This is a genomic window from Streptacidiphilus fuscans, assembly GCF_015690355.1.
In the GTDB taxonomy this organism is placed as follows: Bacteria; Actinomycetota; Actinomycetes; order Streptomycetales; family Streptomycetaceae; genus Streptacidiphilus; species Streptacidiphilus fuscans.
In genome coordinates, this window is the sequence record NZ_JADPRT010000012.1 from 83844 (window position 1) to 105684 (window position 21841).

The window sequence follows — 21841 nt, forward strand, 5'->3', positions numbered from 1 at the left end:
CCACTCCACCCCCCTTTTCGGGTTTACTGGACGGTCAACTTACCCGCGGTCGCGGCCGCTGCTGGCGGCCTCGACGGCGTGATCGATATGGATCGATATGTCGGATGAGCATTTTTCGTTCGAAATCGGCGATCGGCGCGTTCTGCGCCTTCGGAACGCGGGGCCGAACGTCGGTCAGGAGGCGAGACCGCGCGGCTGCATCGGCGGCGGCAAAGTCGGCGCTTTGGCGGCCGGGATGCGGACCCGGATCAGCAGGCCGCCCTCGGTCCGCGGCACCGCCTCGATCGAACCGCCATGGGCGCGCACGACCGATCGAACGATCGAGAGACCGAGCCCGACGCCCTTGTCGCTGTGCGTACGCTCCCGGCCCTTGCCGCGCCGGAACGGCTCGAAGATGTGCTCGACCTCGTAGCCGGGCACCAGCGGGCCGCTGTTGGCCACCACCAGCTCCCCCGCACCGTCCGGTGCGCCGTGGACCTGGACGTCGACCCAGCCGTCCACGGCCAGGTTGTACTTGACCCCGTTCTGGATCAGGTTGAGCGCCATCCGCTCCAGCAGGACGCCGTTGCCGGAGACCACCACCTCGCCGGGGACCGGCGGCAGCGTCGCGGTGAGCCGCACGTGCCGGGAGGCGGCCTCCCCGCGCGTCTGCTCCACGGCCTGCCGGGCGACCTCGGTCAGGTCGATCGGCTTCCGCTCGGTGAGCTCGTTCTCGCTGCGCGCGAGCAGCAGCAGGCCCTCGACGAGCTGCTCGCTGCGCTCGTTGGTGGCCAGCAGGGTCTTCCCCAGCTGCTGCAGCTCCGCCGTGGCGTCCGGGTCCGAGAGCTGCACCTCCAGCAGGGTGCGGTTGATCGCCAGGGGCGTGCGCAGTTCGTGCGAGGCGTTGGCGACGAACTTTCGTTGCGACTCGAAAGATCGATCAAGACGATCGAGCATTTCGTCGAACGTGTCCGCCAGCTCCTTGAGTTCGTCGTCCGGACCGTCGAGCTCGATCCGCCGGTGCAGGTCGGATCCGGCCACCTGCCGTGCGGTGCGGGTGATCCTCCCGAGCGGGCTGAGCACCCGGCCCGCCATCGCGTAGCCGAAGAAGACCGCCATGATCAGCAGGGCTATCAGCGCCGCCAGCGACTTCAGCACCAGCAGGTGCAGCGCCTCGCCGGTGTGCGCGTGCTGGTAGCCGTAGAGGTACTGGTTGAGCTGGTCACCGGTCAGCTGCTGGCCGTCCGGGGTGGTGATGTAGACGCCCTGCCCCACCCGGAAGTGCGGCATCTGCGTCGCCGAGCCGAACGCCTGGTCCACGAACAGGTACATCACCAGCACCATGACCAGGCCCGCGAGCAGGAACATCCCGCCGTAGAACATGGTCAGCCGGATCCGCAGGGTCGGCCGGAACGGCAGCACCGACTCCCGGACCTCGGCGCCGCTCCAGTGGCTCTGCTTCGGCGCCTGCGCCGAGCCGGAGGCGGGCGGGGGCGTCACGGTCACGCTGCGTTGCTCTGCCACAGGTCAGATCCGGTATCCCGAGCCGGGCACGGTGATGATCACCGGCGGCTCGCCGAGCTTGCGCCGCAGGGTCATCACGGTGACCCGGACGACGTTGGTGAACGGGTCGGTGTGCTCGTCCCAGGCCTTCTCCAGCAGCTGCTCCGCGGAGACGACCGCGCCGCCGGCCCGCATCAGCACCTCCAGCACCGCGAACTCCTTGGGCGCCAGCGAGATCGGCTGTCCGTCGCGCAGCACCTCGCGACGCCCCGGGTCCAGGCTGATCCCGGCCCGCTCCAGCACCGGGGGGAGCGGTGTCGTCGCCCGGCGGCCCAGCGCCCGCACCCGCGCGACGAGTTCGCTGAAAGCGAACGGCTTCGGCAGGTAGTCGTCCGCGCCGAGCTCCAGCCCCTCGACGCGGTCGCTGATGTCACCGGCGGCGGTCAGCATCAGCACGCGGGTGGGCAGCGCCTCCTCGACCAGCTTGCGGCAGACGTCGTCGCCGTGGACCAGCGGCAGGTCACGGTCGAGCACGACCACGTCGTACTCGTTCAGCGCGATCCGGTCCAGGGCCGCCTGCCCGTCGTAGACCACGTCCACCGCCATCGCCTCACGACGCAGACCGGTGGCGACAGCATCGGCGAGCAACTGCTCGTCCTCGACCACGAGAACTCGCACCACAGGTCCTTTCGGCACGGCACACCCGGTCCGGGCGCGCTCACAGGCTTCCATCCTGCCTCCCCCGCCTGTAAAGCACTGGTAAGCAGCCCCGGGCCCGCCCCTCGGGGACGTGACGGATTTCTCGCCTCCGGCGAGGTTTCCCCCGAAGAGGCCGTGGGCAGGAAGCTCCGTACACCCGCGATGCACGAGCGCTCCTGGCGCTCCGGCACTCGTGTGCGTCGCACCCGCCCGCCGTGCGGCCATCCGCGCCGGTTCCTCCGAACGTTCGGAGACCGGGGTCGCCCGACACTCAGCAAGGGGGTCATGCCTCATGGACGCCTTCACCGCCGGCATCCTTCAGCGCATAAGGAACGCAGAACAGGACCTGCATCGTGCCTTGGAGTCGGGTGACGACTTCTTGGCCGAGGTCGAGCAGTCAGAGCTCGACGACCTTCGACGACTCGCAGCGGAGCACGGCATCGAACTGATGCCTTCGGCTCCGCCCACGGCGGCGTAAGCGCTCCTCGCGCTCCCGCCGTTCCCCCGACCACCCTCGACCGGTACCCCGCCCGCCCCGGACAGCACCAGCGTCCGGGGCGTTGCCATGCTCTGGCCCGCGTGCCGCGCCGCGACGCGCCGCACGGGGTTGGGCTCAGTCGTGCCAGGCGCCCAGGCGTTCCAGTGCCTCCTGGAGCGGCTCGAAGAGGCCGGGGGGCGCGGCGACGGTGAGTTCCGGGCTGGGCGGGGTGCCCGGGCGGCCGGCCACCAGGGCACCGGCCTCTGCCGCGATCAGCGCGCCCGCGCTGTAGTCCCACGGGTTGAGGCCGCGCTCGTAGTAGCCGTCGAGCCGCCCCGCGGCGACGTCGCAGAGGTCGACCGCCGCCGAGCCGCCGCGGCGGATGTCGCGGAGCGACGGCAGCAGCGCGGCCACCACCTCCGCCTGGCGGGCCCGCCGGTCCCGGAGGTAGCCGAAGCCCGTGGCGACCAGCGCCTGGTCCATCGGCGGCGCGGGACGCACCGAGAGGGCGTGGCCGTTGAGGTACGCGCCCTCACCGCGCACCGCGTGCACCCGCTCACCGCGCGGGGCGATGTCGACGACGCCGACAACCACCTCGCCGTCCAGCTCGGCCGCGATGCTGACGCACCAAGCAGGCAGTCCGTAGAGGTAGTTGACCGTTCCGTCGAGCGGGTCGATCACCCAGCGGACGCCCGTCGTGCCCTCGCGGGAGGCGCCCTCCTCGCCCAGCAGGCCGTCGTCCGGGCGGCGTTCCGCGATCAGCTCGGTGATCAGCTTCTCGGCGGCGATGTCCATCTCGGTGACCACGTCGACCGCGCTGGTCTTGGTCGCGGCCACGCCCAGGTTCGCGGGGCGGCCGTCGCGCAGCAGCGCTCCGGCACGTGACGCGGCGTCAACGGCGATGTCCAGCAGTTCCGCGTACAGACTCTGACGATCAGTCATGATCCCTTTGCTTCCTGTTCAGTTGCCGTTGTCGGTCCAGTCCGCGCCTGCCGCGGCCGGGGCCGCGCCGCGGGCGGCCGGACAGCAGCCGACCGGGCAGACGTCGTAGGAGGCGCCGAGCGCGCCCAGTGCGCAGCGGGCGGGCGACTCGCCGCGTTCGGTGGCGGAGCGCTCCAGGACCAACTCGCGTACCGCAGCGGCGAAGCGCGGGTCCGCGCCGACGGTGGCGGCGCGGGCGACCGGGAGGCCGAGCTCCTCGGCCTTCTCCCTGGCCTGGGTGTCGAGGTCGTACTTGACCTCCATGTGGTCGGAGACGAAGCCGATCGGCACCATGACCACCGCGGCCGCGCCCGCCGCGTGCTGCGCCTCCAGGTGGTCGCAGATGTCCGGCTCCAGCCACGGGATGTGCGGTGCGCCGCTGCGGCTCTGGTAGACGAGCTCCCAGGGGCGGTCCGTCACGCCCGTGGCCTCGGCGACCGCCTCGGCGATCAGCCGGGCGACCTCCAGGTGCTGGGCGACGTAGGCGCCGCCGGGCCGCCCGCGGGCGGGGTCTCCGGGCGCGCCGGAGGAGTCGGCGAGCGTGTCCGGGATCGAGTGGGTGGTGAACGCGAGGCGAGCGTTCGATCGAATGCTCTCCGGAAGCGAGTCGATCGCCGCAAGCGTGCTTTCGATCATCGGCTCGACGAAACCGGGGTGGTTGTAGAAGAGCCGGAGCTTGTCGACCCGGAGCTCGGCCGCGCCGGGGACGCCCTCCTCGCGCAGCGCCGTCAGCGCGGCGGCGAGGTTCTCCCGGTACTGGCGGCAGCCCGAGTAGTTGGCGTACGCGCTGGTGGCCAGGACCAGCACCCGGCGGTGGCCGTCGGCGAGCAGCTCGCGCAGCGCGTCCGGCAGGTAGGGGGCCCAGTTGCGGTTGCCCCAGTAGACCGGCAGGTCCAGGCCGTGGTCGCCGAAGTCCTTGCGCAGCGCCTGGAGCAGCTCGCGGTTCTGGGCGTTGATCGGGCTGACCCCGCCGAAGAGGAAGTAGTGCCGGCCGACCTCGACCAGACGTTCCTTGGGGATCCCGCGCCCGCGGGTGACGTTCTCCAGGAAGGGGACGACGTCGTCCTCCCCCTCGGGACCGCCGAAGGAGAGCAGCAGCAGGGCGTCGTAGGGAGCATGGGCATGCGCGTCGGACATGCTCCGATCCTGCCATCCCCCGCGCCGCGGCCCCGCACGACTCCGCCTGCCGGACGGGGCGGAGGAACGGTGAGAATTGGTAGGACATCCCATGTATGTCCACGTAAGCTGTCATGGCAGACCACATCCCTTACGGCATGCCCCGTTGGACCGAGCCGTCTGTTCCGCCGATGCCTGCCCCTACGGACCTACGGAGCCGTTCTTGTCCGCCGCGCTGTCAGGTCTCTCCGCCTACCGGCGGATCTTCACCGAAGCCCCCGGCAGCCTGGCCTTCTCGGTCGCGGGGTTCGTCGCGCGGATGCCGCTCTCGATGGTCGGCATCGGCATGGTCACCATGCTCTCCGCGCTGCGCGGCGACTACGGCCTCGGCGGCGCGGTCTCCGCGACGGTCGCGCTCTCAGCGGCGGCACTCGGACCGCAGGTCGGACGACTGGTCGACCGGTACGGGCAGAACCGGGTCGCCTTGCGCGCCACCGGCGTCGCCGTCGCCGCGATGGGCGCGCTGCTGCTCTGCGCCGCCCTCGACGCGCCGGACTGGACGCTCTTCGTCTGCGCCGTGCCGACCGGCTGCATCCCGAGCATGGGGTCGCTGGTCCGCGCCCGCTGGGCGCACCTGTACAAGGGCTCACCGCTGCTGCACACCGCCTACTCGTTCGAGTCGGTGGTCGACGAGATCGTCTTCATCGTCGGGCCGATCCTGGCGGTCGGGCTGTCGACGTCCTGGTTCCCGGAGGCCGGACCGCTGCTGGCGACGGTCTTCCTCACCATCGGGTCGGTGCTCTTCTGCGCGCAGTCGCGCACCGAGCCGCCGCTGCACCCGCACGGCCACGAGGCCCAGGGGACGTCGGCGCTGCGGACCCGCGGGCTGCTGGTGCTGGTGCTGACCTTCGTGGGCGTCGGAGCCGTCTTCGGCAGCGTCGAGGTGGTGACCGTCGCCTTCGCCGACCACCTCCACCACAAGGCGCTCTCCTCGGTCGTGCTGGCCGTCTACGCGCTCGGCTCCTGCATCGCCGGGATCGTCTTCGGGGCACTGAAGTTGAACGGACCGCTGTCCCGGCGGTTCCTGGTGGGGATCGTCACGCTGGCAGTGAGTATGCTGCCGCTCCTATTCGTGAAGAACCTCGTGGCCCTGGCGGCGGCGCTCTTCGTCGCCGGGTTGTCCATCTCGCCCACCATGGTCACCACCATGGGGCTGGTGGAGCGGATCGTTCCTGCGGCCAAACTGACCGAGGGGATGACCTGGACCACCACCGGTCTGGCCGTCGGCGTGGCCTTCGGCTCCTCCGCGGCGGGCTGGGTGGTCGACGCCTCGGGCGCCTCCGCGGGCTACTGGGTGACCGTGGCCGCGGCGTCGCTCGCGGTCGCCACGGCCTTCCTCGGCTCTCGCCGGCTCCGGTCGGCGCCGGAACAGCAGGAGCGAGCACGTGTCGACGGAGCCTCCGAAGATCCCGCAGACCCAGCACGGCCTGTGGAGCAACTGGGCCGGTAACCAGACCGCGCGTCCACGCCGGGTGGTCACGCCCGGATCGGCGGCGGAACTGGCCGAGGCGATATCCGCTGCCGCCGCGGACGACCTCACGGTCAAGGCGGTCGGCACCGGTCACTCGTTCACCTCGATCGCCGCGACCGACGGAGTGCTCGTCCGCCCCGATCGAATGACCGGTATCCGGGAGATCGATCACGAGGGCGGAACCGTCACCGTCGAGTCCGGCCTCCCGCTGGAACAGCTGAACCGGCTGCTGGAGCAGGCCGGACTCGCCCTGACCAACATGGGCGACATCATGGTGCAGACGGTCGCCGGCGCGACCAGCACCGGAACTCACGGCACCGGCCGCGCCTCGGGATCGCTCGCCGCGCAGATCAAGGCGCTGGAGATCGTGCTCGCGGACGGAACGATCGCCCAGTGCTCGCCGACCGAGAACGCCGAGCTCTTCCAGGGCGCCCGGCTCGGTCTCGGCGCGCTCGGCGTGGTCAGCGCGATCACCTTCGGCGTCGAGCCCGCCTTCCTGCTCGCCGCGCACGAGGCCCCGATGAGCTTCGACGAGGTCAGCGGACGCTTCGACGAACTGGCCGACGGCAACGAGCACTTCGAGTTCTACTGGTTCCCGCACACCGAGGGCTGCACCACCAAGCGCAACAACCGCAGCGAAGGGCCCGCCGCGCCGCTGCCGAACTTCAGGCGCTGGCTCGACGACGACTTCGTCTCCAACACCGTCTGGGAGGGCGCGTGCCGCGTGGGCCGGGCACTGCCGGGGACGATTCCCACCATCGCGAAGATCGCCAGCAAGGCCTGGTCGGAGCGGACCTACACGGACACCTCGTACAAGGTCTTCACCAGCCCGCGCCGGGTGCGCTTCGTCGAGATGGAGTACGCCGTCCCGCGCGAGGCGGCCACCACCGTGCTGCGCGAGCTGAAGCGGCTGGTGGAGCGGTCCGACTGGCGGATCACGTTCCCGGTGGAGGTGCGCGTCGCGCCCGCCGACGACCTGTGGCTCTCCACCGCGAGCGGGCGTGACACCGCCTACATCGCCGTCCACCTCTACCGGGGCACCGCCGACCAGGGGTACTTCACCGAGGTCGAGAAGCTGATGACGGCCCATCAGGGCCGTCCGCACTGGGGCAAGCTGCACACCCGCGACGCGGAGTACCTGGCCGCCGTCTATCCGCACTTCGCGGACTTCACCGCGCTGCGGGACCGGGTGGACCCGGACCGCCGGTTCGGCAACGACTACCTGCGCCGGGTGCTGGGCGACTGAGCCCAGTCGCGCGCTGGTCAGGGGCTGGGCGTGGCGCTCGGCGCGACACCGTCGCCGGAAACGGCGGACCCGCCCGTGCCGGAGCCCGCGCCGGCCGAGGACGACGCACCGGGCGAGGGTGAGGAAGCACCGCCCGCGCTGGAGCTCGGACTCGGGTCCGGCTTCGGCGAGGAGGACGGGCTCGCGCCGGGAGAGGCCGCTCCGTGCCCCGAGCCGTTGCCCTGGCTCTGGCCCTGACCGCCCGCGCCGGAGCCGGAACCGGAACCGGAACCGCTTCCGCCGGTCGAAGTCGCGGCAGAGCTGGAGGAACCGGACGGGTCAGCCGGGGCCGACACACCGGAGCCCGGCTTCGGCCCGCTGCCTCCGCCGCCGAAGAACTGGTCGGCGGGCTTGCCCACGGCCAGCTCCATCGCGCCGACCGCCCCCAGCGCGATCACGAAGACGAGCGTCGCCGTGATCGCGTAGACCCGCCAGCTCCTGGGCTTCCAGGTGGTGCGCCCGCGATAAACCGCCACCGTCTCGGCCGGATCCGGTGGGTTGATTTGCGCCATCATCCGGGTATGGTCGCCGCCCGGGTCGAACGGGTCGAAGAGCTGCGTCTTCTCCTCCGGCTCGGCCGATGCCGCTGCCTCGTCCGACTCCTCCGTGCCGCCGACGGACTCGACCCGACGGGTCTGCTCCAGGGGCACGGAACCGCCGGATATCTCGCGCAGCTGTTCGCCGGTGCGCCGGAAGAGATGCTGGAACAACGCACCTCCGGTGGTCGCGCCCGCGCTGACCACCGCCGCGCCGAGAATCGTCCCGTAGACCCCGAGCTGGGACGCGAGCAGCGCGCCGACCACCGCCGCCAACGCACTCGCGGCCACCTGAGTGAAGCTCAGATCGAGACGCTTTCGCTCGGACGTTCGGCGCGACTTTTCCAGATCCTCCACCAATGCCCCTCGATATCCGCCTTTCTCCATACTGCACCAGGTACGACCGTTCGATGGATGTGATGGTTCCGGATGGCCGAAATGTGTGAAGATGATCACCGTCCGTCGGTCGGTCGACGCCCATCGGAGTGGCGACCCTTGAGAATCCGATGATTCAGGGGAGACTTGAGCCGCGAGCCGCACCACCTGGGTGCCACGAATGGAGTACCGTTCATGACGCCTGGCTGCGCGCGGTCGGGAACGCTCGTCCCGGGGTGATCGCCGCGCAAGGTGTGGCGACAGCACGAAAAGAGAACAGCACACAGGAACGACACCATCGGCAGCAGCAGTGACAACTCGTCACATGACGCAAAAGAAGTAACTGTGCCATAACGGTGAGTCGCGGATAGAGGCCGACACACCGGGTAACTCTGCAATGTTGTGGTCGGCCGGCCGTCGGCACGCCACACTCGTTACGGGAGCAGCGACGCAGGTGACGTCGGCAGGCACCACCCGGGAGGTAACCGTGCCCGAACTGCGTGTCGTAGCCGTCAGCAATGACGGCTCACGACTGGTGCTCAAGGCTGCCGATTCGACGGAATACTTCCTTCCGATTGACGAGCGGCTGCGCGCCGCCGTGCGTGGCGACCGCCCGCGGCTGGGCCAGATCGACGTCGAGAGCCACCTGCGTCCGCGTGACATCCAGGCACGGATCCGCGCCGGCGCGACCGCCGAAGAGGTGGCGCAGCAGGCGGGCATCTCCGTCGAGCGGGTCCGCCGCTTCGAGGGGCCGGTCCTGGCCGAGCGCGCCTTCATGGCCGAGCGGGCCCGCAAGACCTCGGTCCGCCGCGCGGGCGAGAGCACCGGTCCGCAGCTGGGCGACGCGGTGGCCGAGCGCCTGCTGCTGCGCGGCGCCGACAAGGACAGCACGGTCTGGGATTCGTGGCGGCGTGACGACAGCACCTGGGAGATCGTCCTCGCCTACCACGCCGACGGCGCCGCACGGCAGGCACGGTGGACGTACGACCCGCCGCGCCGTCTGGTGCAGCCGCTCGACGACGAGGCCCGTGCGCTGATCGGCGAGACGCCGGAGCGGGTGGAGGAGCCGACCTTCCCGTTCGTCCCGCGCATCGCCCGCCTGCCCGGAGCCGACCGCGGCATGGGCATGCGTCCGCACGCGCCCGAGCGCACGCCGATCGAACGCGTTCCGGTTGAGCGAGTACCGGTTGAGCGCGTTCCGGTTGAGCGGTCTTCGACCGAAAGGGTTCCCGTCGAACGGGTTCCGATCGAGCGAATGCCGATCGAACGGAAGCCGATCGAACGCCCGACGGGCGAGCGCACGACAGGCGACCGGACGGCGGAGCCGCCGGCCGCCTCTGCCGCCGCGTCGGCGTCCTCGCCGTCCTCCGTTGCGTCGCAGGTCGGGCCGGTCCCCCCGGGGGACTCGCTGAGCAGCATTCTCGACGTGACGACGCCCGGGGCCGTGTCCGACGAGTCGTCGGAGGCGATCCCGGTCGAGCCGGAGGCTCCGGCCGCGGCGGCGGTCGGCGCGGGCTCGGCCTACGCGGACATCCTGATGCCGCGCACCGCCAGCCCGCACCGCGACCGCCTGGTCGGGTCGACAGACCGTCAGGCCGAGGCCGACGGCGTCCGCCCCGGCCGCCGGGCCGCGGTGCCGAGCTGGGACGAGATCGTCTTCGGTACCCGCCGCAAGAAACAGGACTGACGCAGGATCAGGGATCGGGACGTAGACAGGACGTAGAAGGGCCTCGGGCAGATGATCTGCCCGAGGCCCTTCGTCCTTGCCGGCGCGCAGCTCAAGCGGGTCGGCGCAGCTCAGCGCGGGTCAGGGCCGGTCGCCGCGGGGCGGGACGGGTCGCCGGACCACTCGCTCCACGAGCCCGGATACAGCGTCGCCGGGACACCGGCCAGGTGCAGAGCCAGGATCTCGTGCGCCGCGGTGACGCCGGAGCCGCAGTAGACGGCGACCTCGGCGTCAGGCGTCGCGCCGAGAGCCGCGAACCGCGCGGCCAGCGCGTCAACCGGGAGGAAGCGGCCGTCCGCGTCGACGTTGTCGCCGGTGGGTGCGGAGCTGGCGCCGGGGATGTGCCCGGCGCGCGGGTCGACCGGTTCCGTCTCGCCCCGGTAGCGCTCCCCCGCGCGTGCGTCGAGCAGCACGCCCGCCGGACGGTCGGCCCAGGTCGCCGCCCCGTCCGCGTCCACCGTCGGCAGGTTGCCCGGACGGACCCTGAAGTCGCCCTCCACGGCCGGGGGTTCGGTCAGCGACACCGGAAGCCCGGCATCCGCCCAGGCCTTGAAGCCGCCGTCGAGCACGCGGACCGCGTCGTGTCCCGCCCAGCGCAGCAGCCACCAGGCGCGGGCGGCGGACATCGACGTGGCGGCGTCGTAGACGACCACCTCGCGGTCGTCGGCCACCCCGGCGCGGCGCAACGCCGCCTGGAGCACGGCCGGGTCGGGGAGGGGGTGCCGCCCGGCCGGTCCGGGCGCGGCGGCCAGGTCACGGTCCAGGTCCACGAAGCGGGCGCCGGGCAGGTGGCCCTTGGCGTACTCCTCGGCCCCGGGCGGGCCGCCCAGGGCCCAACGGACGTCCAACAGCACGGGCGGGCGGTCGCCCGCTGAGGTGTGCTGGAGCAGTTCGGCGAGCTCTGCCGGAGCGATCAGCGCCGTCGGCTGGACATGAGATGACGACTGAGCATTCATAGCGGACATTCTCGTGCCTTGGACGGTTTCCGGAGCCGTGAGGTGGGAGTATCGGGAGAGTGAGTGACTCCGTGCGACATCCGCAGGGCACACCCTGCTGGGTAAGTCTGATGGCACACGATCTCCAGGGGGCGTGCGACTACTACAGCGCGCTGTTCGGTTGGGACTTCGGGCCCGGCCCGGCCCGGCTCGGGCCGTACGTCCGCGCCTCCGTGGGCGGGCGGCTGGTCGCCGGGATCGGCGAGATCCCGGAGGAGGCCGGGTATCCGGTCGACTGGATCACCTACTTCGCCGTCGACGACGCGGACGAGGTCGCCCAGCGGATCCGCGACTGCGGCGGCACGGTCGCGCTGGGACCGCTGGACTCCGGGGACGCCGGTCGCCTGGCCCTGGCGTCGGACCCGTGGGGCGCGACCTTCGGTATCTGGGAGGCGCACGCCCACGCCGGGTGGCAGCTGCGGCGCGCCCACGGCTCGGTGGTCTGGAGCGAGTTGCTCGCCCCCTCGGTGCTGGACGCGGCCGACTTCTACGCCAAGTCCTTCGGTCTGGCCACGGTCGCCGACGGCCCGGCGGAGGTGGAGCGGGACGACGACGCGATCCTGCTCAAGCTCGACGGCCACCGGGTGGCGGGCATCCGCGAGGCCGGTCCGCAGGAGTCGCATCCGCGCTGGCGGGTCTACTTCGCCGTGGACGACGTCGACCTCGCGGTGAAGTCCGCCGAGTCGCTGGGCGGTCGGCTGGTCACCACGCCGCGCGCCCGCCGCTACGGCGAGGTCGCCTACCTCCAGGACCCGCAGGGCGGTCCGTTCGCCCTGGTCCGGCTCGCGGACGCGGCGGCCTGGCCGAGCAACTCGGCCTGACGGCGGTACGTGTGCTGCTGTGCGGCGGGTCGGCGGTGGTGGCCCTCGGGATCGAGGGTTCCGTCCAGCTGTGCGGCGGCGAACCTGATCGAGTGACCGGATGATTGTTTTGCGAAAGCACCGGTGCCCCGATTCGCTAGGCTTCCCCTGACGCGCTGCCAGTCCCCGTCCCAGGGATTCGGCCGCACCGCCACCGCAGCCGCTCACTCTGGGGGAAATCGTGCGCCCTTCCGTCGACGAACGGCACGAGCAGATCCTGCTCCTGGTCCGGGAACACGGCTCGCTGCGGGTCACCGACCTGGCCGAGGCCCTCGGGGTGTCCGCGGTCACGGCGCGGCGGGACGTCGAGATGCTCGCCGAGGCCGGTCGGCTGCAACGCGCGCACGGCTTCGTCACCTGGCCGGATCCGGCGGCCGAGCTGCGCTCCGGCCAACTGCTGGGTGCCGCCGCCCCCGCACGACGCGTGCTGCCGCCGGACACGGTGCTCGGCCTGCTGGTGCCGGCCGCCTCGTACTACTACGCCGAGGTCATCCGTGGTGCGAAGAACGCCGCCGCTGCCGCCGGGGTCCGGCTGATCCTCGGGATCTCGGACTACCGGCCGGAGCAGGACCGGGCGCAGATCGCCTCCATGCTGAACACGGGCGTCAGCGGCCTGCTCCTCACGCCGACCTGGCCGAGCGGTGCGCCCAGCGCCGAGGAGGAGGACGCCGTGCTCGAACTAGGCGTCCCGACGGTCCTGTTGGAGCGTCGGGTCACACCGGGTTCGCCGCTGGCCGAGCTGGACCGGGTCTGCACCGACCATGTCCACGGCGCGTGCGTGGCCGTCCGCCACCTGGCCTCGCTCGGCCGCCGCAGGATCGCGCTGCTGGCCCGACCCGGCACGCCCACCGCCGACTTCATCGCCACCGGCTACCAGGTCGGCATGGACGCGCTCGGCCTGCGCCCGCCGCGGACCCCGGTCGCGGAGGACTTCACCGAGCGCCTGGAGGCACTGCCGACCGCGATCGTGGAGGGCGAGATCGACGCCGCGCTCGTCCACACCGACTCGGACGCGCTGGTGCTGCTCCAGCAGTTGCAGTCGCACGGGCTGCGCGTCCCGGACGACCTGGCCATCGTCGCCTACGACGACGAGACCGCGGCCCTGGCCGACGTCCCGCTCAGCGCGATCGCGCCGCCGAAGCACGCCTTGGGCGCCACGGCGGTCGACCTGCTCCTCCAGCGCCTCACCGAGGGCCCGGACGAGCAACTCCCCCACCGCCACCTCGACCTGCTGCCCGCCCTCCACGTCCGGGCGTCCACGACGCTGGGGTGACCGAGGGCGGGCAGCAGGCGGTCAGCTGGCGGCCGATGGCCTAATTGACCGTGAAGTAGTAGTCGTACGGCGCGAGTTGGGTGCCGTCCTTGGTGGTCCCGTACACCTCCAGGTCGTACCAGCCGCTCTGCGGCGGGGTCCAGGAGATCTGGGCGTCACCCTGGCCGTCGGCCTTGACCGTGGTGCCGGTGCCCCAGTTGAACGCGTAGGTGTAGCTGACGACGCCCTTCACCTTGGGCGCGAAGGTGAACGTGCCGGGCGTGGCCATGCTGCCGCTCGTGCCGTTCTCGGCGTACACGTCCGAGGAGACGGTCGGCGAGGTGTCGACGTAGCCGGTGGTCCACCACTGTTGCGCGCTCACCCAGCCGTCGGCGCTGGTGGAGCTCACCAGGAAGTCGGACCCGTCGGAGCCGTCGAGGGGCACCTTGACCTCCGCGCTGCCGTCGGCGGAGGCCTTGACCGTGGTGGTCGTCTGGCCTTGCGAGGTGAAGTAGCTGACGGTGAAGCTGACGGCCGGGCTGGCAGCCTGGATCTTCGGGTCGGCGTTGAGCCTGAAGACGGCGGGCGTGTCGTACTGCGCTGGGTCGGACAGCTTGGTGACCGTGGGCGCGTCCGGCTTCGTCCAGTAGCTGTAGCTCGTCACCGCCGACTCGTTGAAGGCGCGGTCAAGGCTGATCACCCAGAGCGTGTGGTAGCCGCCGCCCTGCGGCGGGAGCAGGTCGACCGTCGCCGAACCGCCCAGGCCGGCGGCCTGGACGGCGAACGAGCTGTCGCTGTACGGGCTGTGGAAGTTCGGGATCCCGTGGTCGCCGATGGTCGCGTAGGCGGGCACGGGGAAGGTCTCGTTCCAGGTGTACGCGTACCCCGCGACGTCGCTCACGCCGTTGGGGCCAAAGGTGAACTGCACCGGCGCGCCGCCCTGGTCCGGCTGCCCCTGCGGGTAGTTGGCGGAGGTGACGGTCGGCGCGCTGCTGGGCGCGGTGTCGTCGTCCGCGACGTAGCAGGGCGCCGACCAGGCCGAGGCGACGCCGCTCGCGTCCACCGACCGCGCCTGCCAGGCGTAGGTCTGACCGTCGGTCAGCGGCGAGAGGTTGACGGACGCCTCGTAGCCGGCCGACGCGTAGGAGTCTGAGCCGGTGACGATCTGGGTCGGGTCCGAGACCGGCCAGAGCTGGAACTGCTCGGTGAGCTGCGTGACGGTGGTGTCGCTGTCGGCCGAGATGCCCTCGACGATGAGACCGTCGCGGCCGGCGACGTAAACGGGGGCGCTCGCATCGGTGGAGCAGGCCTCGTAGGCGTTGAACAACTCGGTCGGCGTGGTGGGCGACCCGCCCGCCGCGTGCGCCGGCGCGGCACCGAGGAGCGCCAGGGCCACAGCGGCACCGGACGCGAAGGCAGCGCGGATGCGTCTGCCAGAAGTCTTCTTCACGTAGATCCCTCCCATGATGCCCGTGGTGGCGCCCTGAACGCACGTCACCCTGCGGGCGCAGGAATGATATGCCTCGGCGCCGACAGCGGGGTCGAATATTCGGGCGATCGGAAAGCGCTTTCCAGGCCACTTGCCGTACCGCTAAAGTGACCGGGCAAACCAGCACCCTCAGCCGTCTCTCTCTTCACCACCACGGGGAGCCCACCGCGATGCAACTCCAGTCCCAGCCCTCCCCGGAGCGCGGCTCCGCGCCGCGTCGTCGCGTGCTCGTCGTCGGCATCGACGGCGTGCGGCTCGACCTGCTTGCGGAGGTTCCCACCCCGCACCTGGACTCCGTCGTGCGCGCGGGCTTTCTCTCCCCCGTGCGGATAGACGACGGGACGCCGACGATGTCGGGGCCGTGCTGGGCGACCGTGGCGACCGGCGTGCACGTGGTCAAGCACGCCGTGTGGAACAACGACTTCAGCGGCCACCGGCTGGCGGTGTACCCGGACTTCCTCACCCGGCTCAGCCAGGGCTTCGGCCGCCGCACCTACGTGGCCGCAGGCTGGGAACCGCTGGTGCTGGCACGCAACGGCGGGCCGCTGTTCAACGGGCCGTCGCGGCTGAGCTTCGCCGCACCGGCCGCCGAGACCTGCGAGGACTGGGAGGCCTGCGACGGGACGGTCGTGGCCGACGCCGTCCGGGTGCTGCACGAGGAGGACCCGGAGGCCTCGTTCGTCTACCTCGGCGCGGTCGACGAGACCGCGCACCTGCGCGGCTGCGGGGCCGACTACCGCGCCTCGATCCGGCAGGCCGACGAGCGGCTCGGCCTGCTCCTCGACGCGGTCCGGTCCCGGCCCGGCCACGCCGAGGAGGCGTGGACGGTGATCGTGGTCACCGACCACGGCCACATCGACGAGGGCGGGCACGGCGGCGACAGCGACCTGGAGCGCACGGCGTGGATCGCCTGCTGCGGGCCGGACTTCGCGCCGGGCGAGGAGCTGGGACCGCTGCGCCACCTGGACGTGGCACCGCAGGTCTTCGCCTCGCTGGGGCTGCTGCCTGACCGTCACTGGACTCTCGACGGGCGGGCGTTCGCGGAGTCCGCGTTCGCGCAGGCTGCGGCGCGGGAGGCGTCTGCCGCGGAGGTCGGACGCCCGCGCGCCTCCCACGTCCGCGCCGCGCAGCCCGTGTAGCGCGCAGTTTCTACGCGGTGCGGTCGAGTTCCTCCCGCAGGACCGGGTGGGCGAAGGGCAACCCGCGGGCGAAGCGGGCGAGTTCGGCGATGGCCGAGTCCGCCATCCGGCGGAGCTCGCCGCCGACCGAGCCCGCGATGTGCGGGGTGAGCAGGACGTTCGGCAGGTCGTAGAGCGGCGAGTCGGCGGGGAGTGGTTCGGGGTCGGTCACGTCGATCACCGCGTTGAGCCGGCCCGAGGCCAGTTCGTCGACCAGGGCGTCGGTGTCCAGCAGTGCGCCGCGGGCGGTGTTGATCAGCGTGGCGCCGTCGCGCATCAGGGCCAGGCGTGAGCGATCGATCAGATGAAAGGTCTCCGGCAGGGACGGTGCGTGAATGCTCACCACGTCCGACCGCGCGCACAGCTCGTCCAGCGTCACCACCCGCACGCCCAGGGTCCGCGCCTCCTCCTCGCTCAGGTAGGGATCGCTCACGATCACGTCCAGATCGAACGGTCGCAACAACTCGATCACCCGCCGACCGATCCGGGAGGCACCGACCACGCCCACCGTGCGACGGTAGTTGCCGACGTCGGCGTAGCGCTGGTGCCAGTCGTCCCAGGCGCGCAGCCGGCGGAAGTCGTCCCGGGCGCGGAGCAGCGCCTTGTTGGACATCAGCACGGCGGCAACCGTGTACTCGGCGACCGGCAGGGCGTTGGCCCAGGCCGCCGAGGAGACCACTACGCCGTGCTGCCAACAGGCGTCGGAGACCAGGTTCTTGACCGATCCGGCGGCGTGCACGACGGCTCGCAGCCGGGGTGCCGCGGCCAGCACCGCGGCGTCGACCGGCGGGCAGCCCCAGAAGGTGAAGAGCACCTCGGTGTCGGCCAGCACGGCCCGCGCCTCCTCGGTGGCGAAGTCGTGCAGCACCCCGTCCACCGGGACCACCTCGGCGACCTCGTGCAGCCGCCCGAGCTGGTCCGGCCCGAGGATGCGCGGCAGCAGGCCCGGGTCCATCGCCAGCGCGGTGCGCGGCCGGTGGAGTCGGGAGACGGTCATTCGATCAGGCTCCTTTCGTCGGCGTTCGTCAGTACCGGATGCTCCACGGCACCCGGTTACTTGACGGCGCCGGCGGTGAGCCCGGAGCGCCAGAAGCGCTGCAGGCAGACGAACAGGACGATGACGGGGATCACCGCGATGACGGATCCGCTGATCACCAGCGAGACGAGCGAGGGCGCGTCGCTCGCCACGGCGTTGTTCCAGATGTACAGGCCGAGGCTGACCGGGTAGAGGTTCTGGTCGGCCAGCATCACCAGGGCCAAAAAGAAGCCGTTCCAGATCGCGGAGAACTGGAAGAGCATGATGGTGGCGAAGCCGGACTTCATCATCGGCAGGCCGATCGAGCCGAAGATGCGCAGCTCGTGCGCGCCGTCCACCCGGGCCGCCTCCACCACCTCGTCGGGCACGTATCCCTGGGCGAAGACGCGGGCCAGGTAGACGCCGAAGGGGTTGACCACGGAGGGGATCAGCACCGCCCAGACGGTGTTGACCAGGTGGACCTTGCTGGCCAGCAGGTAGAGCGGCAGCACGGTCGCCGCGCTCGGCACCAGCACGCCCAGCAGCACCAGCCCGAACAGCTTCTCCTTGCCCCGGAACTCGTACTTGTCGAACGCGTACCCGGCGGCGCAGCAGACCAGCGCGCAGACGGCGGAGCCGACCCCCGCGTAGAAGAAGGAGTTGAGCAGCCAGCGGAAGTAGATGCCGCCCTGAAGGTGGACCAGCCCCGACAGGTTGCCGAGCACGTCGAAGTCGGACCAGCCGAGCACGTGCCCGCTCATGATCCCGGTGGCGTTCTTGGCCGCGGCCATCAGCATCCACACAGCGGGGAAGAACGTGTAGACGCCGGCCAGCACCAGGGCCGTGTTGACCGCGGCCTTGGACATCCAGCGGGGCCTGCCGGGTCGCGTGGACGCGGTCGGGCCCGTCGCCACTCCACGGGTGCGGGAGCCGGCCGGAGAGCCGGCCGGAGAGCCGGGGTCGAGCGCGGTGGTCATGACTGCCTCCACGGGTTGGACAGGCGGGTGACCCCGAAGGAGAGCAGGCCGCAGACCACGGCCAGCATGATCGAACCCGCCGAGGCGTAGCCGTAGTTGGAGTTCTTGAAGGCCGCCACGTAGCCGTACAGGTTGGGCGTCCACTGGGTGCCTATGACGGCCGGGAACACCTGGTTGAGCTGCAGCGGCTCCTGGAAGAGCTGGAGCACGCCGATCGCGGTGAACAGGCCGACCAGTCCGACGCTGGCGCGGATGCTGGGGAGCTTGATCGACCATGCCGTGCGCAGCTCTGACGCACCGTCGATCAGTGAGGCCTCCAGCACCTCCCTCGGGATCGCCTGCAGCGCGGCGTAGAAGATCACCACGTTGTAGCCGAGCACCTCCCAGAGCGCCACGTTGACCAGGGAGGGGACGGCGACCCAGGGCGAGCCGACGTCGAAGCTGATCCCGCCGCTCTGGAGTGCGCTCACCACCGGGCTGACGCCGGGCGTGTAGAGGTAGAGCCAGACGATGGCGGCGATGATGCCGGGGACCACGTGCGGCAGGAAGAGGCTCAGCTGGAAGAAGCGCTTCGCCTTGGCCAGGGTCGAGTCGAGCAGCAGTGCCACACCCAGCGAGCCGACCAGCATCAGCGGCACGTAGATCACGGCGAAGAGCGCGACGTTGAGGAAGCCGTCCCGGTAGGCCGGATCCTTCAGCACGTCCAGGTAGTTGCCGAGCCCGGCGAAGACGCTCGTCGGCGGGCCGCCGAAGCCGAGCCCGGAGACGTGCTGCTTGAAGAAGCTCAACCAGAGCGCGTAGACGATCGGCGCGAGTGTCGCGGCGGCGAAGAGCACGAAGAAGGGGGCGAGCAGCACGGCGGCCGCGCCGCGGGTCCGGGTGCGGGTGGCCCGGGTCCGGACGGCCGGGAGAAGGCCGGAACCGGTGTCGGTCTCGGAACCGGAGTCGGTGCCGGAACCAGAGTCGGCGCCTGAACCGGTGCCGGGATCGGATTCGGGCCCGCGGCCCGGCACGCGGCCCGGCCCGGGGGCCTGGTCGGAGAGGGCAGCCATGGTGCGGCCCCTCAGCCCTGGGCGTTCAGGCCGGCGGCCTTGATCTGCGACACGGTCTGGGACTGGGCGGACTGGAGCGCGCTGGTGATCGAGCCGCCCGCGCCGAGCTTGGCCCACTCGTCCGCGAAGTCGGACCAGGTGGAGAGCATCAGCGGACCCCAGGTCCAGCCGCTCTTGACCGTGGTGGCGGCCTGCTTGTCGACGGCGAAGATGTCCTGACCGCCGAAGAGGGTGCTGCTGAAGGCCTTCTGGGCGATGTCGGCCATGGGCGGGTCGGCGGGCAGGGAGCTCGACGCGCCGCCGGCGTCACGGGTGGCGACGGCGTCGGCGTTGGTGGACATCCAGGTGGCGAACTCGATCGCAGCGGCGGCGTGCGCGCTGTTCTTGCTGACCGCGTAGCTGGAGCCGCCGACGGTGCCGACGCCGGGGGTCCCGTCCCAGGTCGGCAGCGGGACCTCGGCCCACTTGCTGGCCTGACCGGTCGCCATGGGCTGGAGGTAGGCGGCCTCGTAGGGGCCGTTGATCATGCCGACGACGCTGCCGTTGCCGATCGCGGCGGTGAGCGCCGGGCTGTTGCTGGGCACGTGGCTGACCTCGCCGCTGTCGAGCAGGCCCTGCCAGTAGGAGGCGACCTTCAGGGTGGCCGGGTCCTGGAAGTTCACCTTCCAGGAGTCGCCCGTCGTGCCGAACCACTGGGCGCCGGCCTGCCAGGCGAAGGCGGCGAAGACGCTCGGGTCGTCGATCGGGAAGTTGACCAGGCTGACTCCGGGGTCGGCCTGCTTGAGCGCGGCGGCGTCGGTCTTGAACTGGTCCCAGGTGGTCGGCACCGTCAGGTGGTACTTCTGGAACACGTCCTTGCGGTAGTAGAAGACCTGCGGCTCGATGTCGAAGGGGACCGCCCAGGTCTTGCCGCCCAGGGTGGTCAGGTTCATCGCGTTGCCGAGGGCCGAGCGGGTCGAGCCGCCGACCAGCGAACTGACGTCCTGGACCAGGCCCTGGCTGACGAAGTTGGGGAGCTGCGCGTACTCGACGTTGAACAGGTCCGGGCCGTTGCCCGCCTTGATCGCGGCGACGTCCTTGGCGTAGCCCTGCGGGCCGTTGCTGGTCTGGACGAAGGTGACGTGGACGTCCTTGTGAGTCGCGTTGAACTCCTGGGTGACCTTGTCGGCGTTCTTGGTCCAGGTCCAGAAGGTGATGTCGACGGGCTGTCCGGAGGATGCGTTCGCGGAGCCGCCGGTGCTGCCGGCCCCGCTGCCTCCGCTGCTGCCGCAGGCGGCGACGGTGACCAGGGTGAGCGCGGCACAGGCGGCCAGGGAGATGCGGCGACGGCGGTTCGGGCTGTGCGTCATTGCTGAGCTCCTGTCAGGAGAGGACCCGGCGGTGGCGATGAAGCGTCATCCTTGGCTTCGAGTCGCTCGTCGTCAAGAGCGAATAATCGAAAAACTTTCATTCGATCACTCGATCGTTATCTGACGGCTACCTGAGCATGTGAGCGGATGCCGGGGCGGCCACGACCGCCCCGCCCACGGGCTCGCCGCAGGACGCGCGGACGCGCAGCGAAGGCAGCAGGTCGAGGTGGCTGTTCGGCCTGGCGCCCGGCGCGCCCGCCGTCAGGGTCGTGCCCGTGGTCGTGCCGGTCGCGGCGGGGCCGGTGCGGAGACGGTCCAGCAGCAACGCCACGGCCGTCGCGCCGAGGCGGCGCTTGGGCGGGGCGACGGCGGTCAGCGGCACGTCCGCGAGGGCCGCCACCTCGTCGTCGTAGGCGACCAGGGCCAGGTCGTCCGGCACCCGCAGGCCGCGCTGGTGCAGCGCCTGGAGCAGCCGGAGCGCATCCTCGTCGGTGTGCACGAGGGCGGCGTCGAGTCGGGCGTGGCAGATCGATTCGACCAGGTCGTGGAGGGGCAGACCGCCCCCCTGCTTGGGGCCGGGCAGGTCGAGCGGCAGCGCCTCCAGGCCGAGCGCGGCGGTGGCGGACAGGTAGCCCGCGCGCAGGTGGTGGGCGGTGGGCGTGTCGGTGCGGACCAGCAGGCCGATCCGGCGTCGGCCCAGTTCGGCGAGGTGTCGGACGGCCAGGCCCGCTCCCTCCGCGTGCGCGGTGCACACCCGGTCGAGCTCGGCCAGGCCCGTCCCGGGATCGACACGCCGTTCCAACAGCACGGTGGGGACGCCGAGTTCGAGGATGCGACGCTCCTCCGCCACTCCCGGACGGCCCGAGGCCCAGCTGGGCGTGAGCAGCAGTCCGGCCGCTCCGCCCTCGACCAGCGCGGCGAGTTGGACCCGGTCGGCCTCTGGCGAGTAGTGCGAGATCCCGAGCACCAGCCGCGCCCCCGCCCGTGCGGCGGCCTCGCGCGCGCCCCGGACCACTTCGGCGTAGTAGTAGTCGGCGACGGGCACCAACATGCCGATGACCAGCGGATTCGCCGTCGCTCCGGGGAGGGCCGCAGCGGCGGGTCCGGGGGCCGAGCCGGGGGAGAAGCCGGGGACGGAGCCGACGGACGGGGGCACGCCGGCAGCGGCGACGACCGCCGCCGAGACGGGCCAGTGACGGCTGACCTGGCCGTGGGCCCGCTGGACCAGACCGGCGACGGACATGGCCTCCACGTCGCGGCGGGCGGTGGCGACGGAGACGCCGAGCGCGACGGCGAGTTCGCCCACGCGCAGGCTGGTCCGCCCGCTGAGCAGGTCGAGTATCTGCCGGTGCCGGGTTTCGGCGGTGGCGCGCATGTGCTTCCCCTCGCGTCGCATGGCAACTGACGGAACGATGACGGTGATCGGCGCGGACGACGGAACAGGCGTTCCGCACGCTCTGAGCGA

Annotated in this window: 19 protein-coding genes; 7 read left to right on the forward strand and 12 right to left on the reverse strand. The window is 71.4% G+C overall.

Annotation, left to right across the window (positions count from 1 at the left end; genetic code table 11):
• Positions 1 to 174 precede the first annotated feature (174 nt).
• The gene (locus I2501_RS26105) at positions 175 to 1485 is read right to left on the reverse strand and encodes a sensor histidine kinase (RefSeq protein ID WP_328806638.1); all 1311 of its coding nucleotides are present in this window, start codon (positions 1483 to 1485) and stop codon (positions 175 to 177) included.
• Positions 1486 to 1506: 21 nt separating this feature from the next.
• Positions 1507 to 2160, reverse strand: coding sequence for a response regulator transcription factor (locus tag I2501_RS26110; RefSeq protein ID WP_196196676.1), 654 nt, complete (start codon positions 2158 to 2160; stop codon positions 1507 to 1509).
• Between the two features lie 313 nt (positions 2161 to 2473).
• On the opposite strand from I2501_RS26110, the gene I2501_RS26115 reads away from it, so the two are divergent.
• On the forward strand, positions 2474 to 2659 hold the full coding sequence (locus I2501_RS26115; protein ID WP_196196677.1) for a hypothetical protein: 186 nt from the start codon (positions 2474 to 2476) through the stop codon (positions 2657 to 2659).
• Between the two features lie 135 nt (positions 2660 to 2794).
• On the opposite strand, the gene I2501_RS26120 is transcribed toward I2501_RS26115, so the two are convergent.
• Together I2501_RS26120 and I2501_RS26125 are read right to left on the reverse strand one after the other, a co-directional pair.
• Positions 2795 to 3601, reverse strand: a complete 807-nt coding sequence (locus tag I2501_RS26120; protein WP_196196678.1) for an inositol monophosphatase family protein — start codon at positions 3599 to 3601, stop codon at positions 2795 to 2797.
• 18 nt (positions 3602 to 3619) lie between these two features.
• Positions 3620 to 4777, reverse strand: coding sequence for a ferrochelatase (locus I2501_RS26125; RefSeq protein WP_196196679.1), 1158 nt, complete (start codon positions 4775 to 4777; stop codon positions 3620 to 3622).
• Positions 4778 to 4979: 202 nt separating this feature from the next.
• Between I2501_RS26125 and I2501_RS26130 the strand changes: the two genes are divergently transcribed.
• Together I2501_RS26130 and I2501_RS26135 are read left to right on the forward strand one after the other, a co-directional pair.
• Positions 4980 to 6266, forward strand: coding sequence for an MFS transporter (locus I2501_RS26130; RefSeq protein WP_236047232.1), 1287 nt, complete (start codon positions 4980 to 4982; stop codon positions 6264 to 6266).
• Positions 6202 to 7533 (forward strand): D-arabinono-1,4-lactone oxidase, encoded by a 1332-nt coding sequence (locus I2501_RS26135; protein WP_328806640.1) that lies wholly within the window; start codon positions 6202 to 6204, stop codon positions 7531 to 7533. The genes I2501_RS26130 and I2501_RS26135 overlap by 65 nt, the downstream gene beginning before the upstream one ends.
• 17 nt (positions 7534 to 7550) lie before the next feature.
• Here I2501_RS26135 and I2501_RS26140 read toward each other — a convergent pair whose 3' ends face one another.
• Positions 7551 to 8399 carry a hypothetical protein gene (locus I2501_RS26140; protein WP_196196681.1) on the reverse strand — a complete coding sequence of 283 codons (849 nt, stop codon included), beginning with the start codon at positions 8397 to 8399 and terminating at the stop codon, positions 7551 to 7553.
• A 538-nt stretch (positions 8400 to 8937) separates the two neighbouring features.
• Between I2501_RS26140 and sepH the strand changes: the two genes are divergently transcribed.
• A complete protein-coding gene (gene sepH, locus I2501_RS26145; protein ID WP_196196682.1) occupies positions 8938 to 10170 on the forward strand; it encodes a septation protein SepH in 1233 nt (410 codons plus the stop codon).
• 110 nt (positions 10171 to 10280) lie between these two features.
• Here the strand turns inward: sepH and I2501_RS26150 are convergent, their stop codons facing one another.
• A complete protein-coding gene (locus tag I2501_RS26150) occupies positions 10281 to 11165 on the reverse strand; it encodes a sulfurtransferase (protein WP_196196683.1) in 885 nt (294 codons plus the stop codon).
• A 110-nt stretch (positions 11166 to 11275) separates the two neighbouring features.
• Between I2501_RS26150 and I2501_RS26155 the strand changes: the two genes are divergently transcribed.
• Positions 11276 to 12025 (forward strand): VOC family protein, encoded by a 750-nt coding sequence (locus I2501_RS26155; protein ID WP_196196684.1) that lies wholly within the window; start codon positions 11276 to 11278, stop codon positions 12023 to 12025.
• 220 nt (positions 12026 to 12245) lie between these two features.
• Positions 12246 to 13337, forward strand: a complete 1092-nt coding sequence (locus I2501_RS26160; RefSeq protein WP_196196685.1) for a LacI family DNA-binding transcriptional regulator — start codon at positions 12246 to 12248, stop codon at positions 13335 to 13337.
• A 40-nt stretch (positions 13338 to 13377) separates the two neighbouring features.
• On the opposite strand, the gene I2501_RS26165 is transcribed toward I2501_RS26160, so the two are convergent.
• Positions 13378 to 14766 carry a hypothetical protein gene (locus I2501_RS26165; protein WP_196196686.1) on the reverse strand — a complete coding sequence of 463 codons (1389 nt, stop codon included), beginning with the start codon at positions 14764 to 14766 and terminating at the stop codon, positions 13378 to 13380.
• A gap of 209 nt (positions 14767 to 14975) precedes the next feature.
• Between I2501_RS26165 and I2501_RS26170 the strand changes: the two genes are divergently transcribed.
• Positions 14976 to 15944, forward strand: coding sequence for an alkaline phosphatase family protein (locus I2501_RS26170; protein WP_196196687.1), 969 nt, complete (start codon positions 14976 to 14978; stop codon positions 15942 to 15944).
• A gap of 10 nt (positions 15945 to 15954) precedes the next feature.
• On the opposite strand, the gene I2501_RS26175 is transcribed toward I2501_RS26170, so the two are convergent.
• The 5 genes from I2501_RS26175 to I2501_RS26195 form a co-directional block, all read right to left on the reverse strand.
• Entirely contained in the window at positions 15955 to 16980 is a 1026-nt protein-coding gene (locus I2501_RS26175) for a hydroxyacid dehydrogenase (RefSeq protein WP_196196688.1), read from the reverse strand.
• Positions 16981 to 17036: 56 nt separating this feature from the next.
• Positions 17037 to 17975 (reverse strand): carbohydrate ABC transporter permease, encoded by a 939-nt coding sequence (locus I2501_RS26180; RefSeq protein ID WP_196196689.1) that lies wholly within the window; start codon positions 17973 to 17975, stop codon positions 17037 to 17039.
• Complete coding sequence (locus I2501_RS26185) at positions 17972 to 19027, reverse strand: carbohydrate ABC transporter permease (protein ID WP_236047234.1); 1056 nt, start codon at positions 19025 to 19027, stop codon at positions 17972 to 17974. Before I2501_RS26185 ends, I2501_RS26180 begins: the two co-directional genes overlap by 4 nt.
• A gap of 11 nt (positions 19028 to 19038) precedes the next feature.
• A complete protein-coding gene (locus I2501_RS26190; RefSeq protein ID WP_196196690.1) occupies positions 19039 to 20376 on the reverse strand; it encodes an ABC transporter substrate-binding protein in 1338 nt (445 codons plus the stop codon).
• 127 nt (positions 20377 to 20503) lie between these two features.
• A complete protein-coding gene (locus I2501_RS26195; protein ID WP_196196691.1) occupies positions 20504 to 21751 on the reverse strand; it encodes a substrate-binding domain-containing protein in 1248 nt (415 codons plus the stop codon).
• Positions 21752 to 21841 lie beyond the last annotated feature (90 nt).